Raw genomic sequence first — 2921 nt, forward strand, 5'->3', positions numbered from 1 at the left:
GCACCACTTCATAAGTCCAAACTCGAAACGCCTTCAGGACGTGCGGGCCGAAGGAATTGATGAGCGGTATGTCGGCCGCATCTCGGCCTCGCGCGACGACTATCCTGCCGATTCGCGGCGTGTTGTTGCGCGGATCGAACGTATGCCATTCGCCATCGAGGGATACCTCTATCCAAGCGCTGAAGTCCATCGGATCGACGACCGGGACGCCGATGTCACCGAGATGACCGTTGATGTAGCGGGCGGGGATGTTAAGGCAGCGGCAAAAGGTCACCGCGAGATGCGCGAAGTCCCGACAGACGCCGACGCGTTCGTTGAATGTCTCGAAAGCTGTCCGAGTCGACCGGGCCTGCATGTAGTCGAAGCGTATGTGGTTGTGGACGAAGTCGCAGATCGCCTGCACGCGACCCCACCCGGGCGGGATCGTGCCGAACAGGTCCCACGCAATCTGGCTGAGACGGTCGGTTTCGCAATAGCGGCTGCCCATGAGGTAGACGAGACAGTCGTCCGGCAATTCCGGCACCGCGAGTTCCCGTGCGTTGGGCAGCACCCTGTCCAACTTGCCGTCATCCTCGATCGTCGCATCGCCCCACATCGTCAGGTCGCCGGCCGGCGCGACCAGCCGGCGACATCGGTTGCCGAAGAGATCGCGGTAGGTCGATACCGGAACGTCGGGGGCGGTGAATGTCGTTTCCGGAACCCTGATGTCGGCCGCACGATCTTCGTGGACCGACAGGAGACATACCAATGCGGTCGGCTGCTGGCAGGTCAGTGTGATCTCATAACCGTAGCGGATTAGCATCGAGAGCTCCCGCCTAGCGGAAATCGACGGCCGTCAGCACATAGGAGGTGCGGCGTCCATGAGAGTAGGCTTCCCGCGCGACATCGTGGATCGAGTTGCGCGCTGCATCGAAAGCCGTGAGGAGATCCGCTTCGGACAGCTGCGTCCTGCCGGGCTGTGCCAGCGCGGCGGTCTCGACGAAGAACGGCACCTCGAACATGCCGTCATGGCCGATGAAGCGGACAGCATTGCGCACTTCGTCGAAGCTGCGGCTCTTGTTGGGAAATTCGAGGGTCACCGTCGGCATTCCTCTACTGAACATCGTGCAAGTTGGACGCGTGCCATCAGGCTACCCTGATCTCGGTGGCGTCGTTCACGACGATTCAGCGACACCATGCCGTCGGTTGCTGCCGATCGGCTGAGGCCGGTCATGATCTGGCCGTCTGCTTGGGCTGGAACACCGGTGAAGACGTGGTAGACGGTCCAGGAGCGATCCGTTTCGATGCGGCGGCCGTATTGATGGTCCATGGAGTCTCGACCGGGTGCTCCGCCTTCATTCTCCCAGGCGCCTAGCGCGATGGCATTGCGTACCGGCTCGGTGTCGTTGTTGGGGTTCATTATTGTAGCCTTTCTTCATTGGCTGCTTCGGCGTGGATGGGCCCTGAATAGAGTGTCAATCCCTTTGCGTCGGTGATCGCCACCGCGTCCGGTTGCTGCGGCATGTCGAGGTCCGCGAAAGCTGCCGTGCAATCTCGATCGCGTCATCAAGATCGGCAGCCTCCGCGGTCTCGCGGGCGACGACCGCATGTGCATCTTCAACGTCCCGGGTGCGGTAAAAATCGATTACGATCTTCATTGATGCCCGCGCTCCCGTCTCGTCACAGCGTGCTGCTCTCAGCCCTTGCCGCGCGGGACGTTGGCGGTCGCGGCGAGCTTGATCTGGTTGCCGAACGTGCTTTCAGGCTTGGGCTGAGCCTTTTCCTGCTTCGGCTTTCTGATCTCGCGATTGCTGCGTTTTTGTCCCTTGGCCATGGCCGAACGTCCTTTCGATGAGGGTTTCGCCGTCGCCTGCCGGCCACATGCCGACCGGCTCGAGACTGTCCTGCGTCGTCACCCGCTCATGACGTTCGTCGTCGTTGCGGATGCGGTATTGAGGTGAATCTCCCCGCGGCGGCAGCGTGCCGGTGATGTGATAGACGTCCCCGGGCAAAGCCGGTCTCCCGAAGCCGCTCTTCAGGCGGACAGCCTGGCCCACTGCAAAGCGATGCGTTGCGGTATCGCGCGGAAGCGCCCGGCTGCGGTGTGAAAAGCTCGTTGCTGTCATGACAATTCATGATCCTTTTCGAGTGCGGCATCGAGGTCCGCCGGATTGATCGGCACCATCTGCTGCGTTGGAACCTGCATGGCGATCGCCGGCAGGTGGATGAAGGCGGCGACGCGTCGCCAGGCAAGCCGGGATAAGCTGTCGATTGACTCTTCGTCTTGGTCGACACGGTATTCTCCAGCCGGCTGCGGGGCATCGAAGCCGGGCAACAGGAATGCGGACGAAAATCGGACGACCGTCTGCGTGGTGCGTGTGGTCATGATAAGGGTCTCCGCAGGAGAGACGCGGATGCACTTCCTGCCTCATTCCCATCCGAACCGGAACGATCCCGCGACTGCCAGTACATCCGTGGTCAGCACTGGGCTTCGCCCCAGGTTCGAACAGAGCGAGATGCGCGCCGGATCGGCGCTTGTGCATTCGCTATCGAGAATTCGGTGGTGAATGGCGGGTCGTAGTCTCTGACACCGCGAAAGCCAAAACGGCCAAATCAACGTGTTTTACATATGCGCCTCGATTGGTGTTTTAACAAGGCCATCGGCATATTTATTTATTCTTAGACCCTACAGAACGGCATATCTCTGTAAAATAACTTCCCGAACACGAATGAATTTTCTTTTTCGCCCGACGTGCCCGGGCAGCGTGAGCGGATTTGTATTTTTTGAAGTCTGCAAAATAGTTTTAGCACTCCTATCATTCGAGTGCCAACGGCACTATGTAGGGGTTGCAGTTGCCCCTATGCGTCGGCTGCGGAAAGAACCCAATGAAATTCCGGCCACTCCACGACCGCGTCGTCATCCGACGCGCCGAAGGCGATCT

6 protein-coding genes are annotated in these 2921 nt (G+C 60.0%); all 6 read right to left on the reverse strand.

Annotation, left to right across the window (positions count from 1 at the left end; genetic code table 11):
* The coding region (locus EH240_RS36580) for a transglutaminase-like domain-containing protein (protein ID WP_148101173.1) at positions 1-802 on the reverse strand (802 nt) is incomplete at its 3' end.
* A 13-nt stretch (positions 803-815) separates the two neighbouring features.
* Complete coding sequence (locus tag EH240_RS36585) at positions 816-1079, reverse strand: DUF1488 family protein (protein WP_125007189.1); 264 nt, start codon at positions 1077-1079, stop codon at positions 816-818.
* Positions 1076-1399, reverse strand: a complete 324-nt coding sequence (locus EH240_RS36590; protein ID WP_125007190.1) for a hypothetical protein — start codon at positions 1397-1399, stop codon at positions 1076-1078. The genes EH240_RS36585 and EH240_RS36590 overlap by 4 nt, the downstream gene beginning before the upstream one ends.
* A 55-nt stretch (positions 1400-1454) precedes the next feature.
* Positions 1455-1637 (reverse strand): hypothetical protein, encoded by a 183-nt coding sequence (locus EH240_RS36595; RefSeq protein WP_342634131.1) that lies wholly within the window; start codon positions 1635-1637, stop codon positions 1455-1457.
* A 102-nt stretch (positions 1638-1739) separates the two neighbouring features.
* Positions 1740-2105, reverse strand: coding sequence for a hypothetical protein (locus tag EH240_RS39555; protein WP_125007191.1), 366 nt, complete (start codon positions 2103-2105; stop codon positions 1740-1742).
* A complete protein-coding gene (locus EH240_RS36605) occupies positions 2102-2365 on the reverse strand; it encodes a hypothetical protein (protein ID WP_125007192.1) in 264 nt (87 codons plus the stop codon). Before EH240_RS36605 ends, EH240_RS39555 begins: the two co-directional genes overlap by 4 nt.
* Between the last annotated feature and the right edge of the window lie 556 nt (positions 2366-2921).

The sequence above is a fragment of the Mesorhizobium tamadayense genome, assembly GCF_003863365.1.
Taxonomy (GTDB): domain Bacteria; phylum Pseudomonadota; class Alphaproteobacteria; order Rhizobiales; family Rhizobiaceae; genus Mesorhizobium; species Mesorhizobium tamadayense.

Coding starts and splice junctions, on each gene's coding strand:
- EH240_RS36590 (WP_125007190.1), bottom strand. CDS start 1,399: ATGAACCCCAACAACGACACCGAGCCGGTACGCAATGCCATCGCGCTA.
- EH240_RS36595 (WP_342634131.1), bottom strand. CDS start 1,637: ATGAAGATCGTAATCGATTTTTACCGCACCCGGGACGTTGAAGATGCA.
- EH240_RS39555 (WP_125007191.1), bottom strand. CDS start 2,105: ATGACAGCAACGAGCTTTTCACACCGCAGCCGGGCGCTTCCGCGCGAT.
- EH240_RS36605 (WP_125007192.1), bottom strand. CDS start 2,365: ATGACCACACGCACCACGCAGACGGTCGTCCGATTTTCGTCCGCATTC.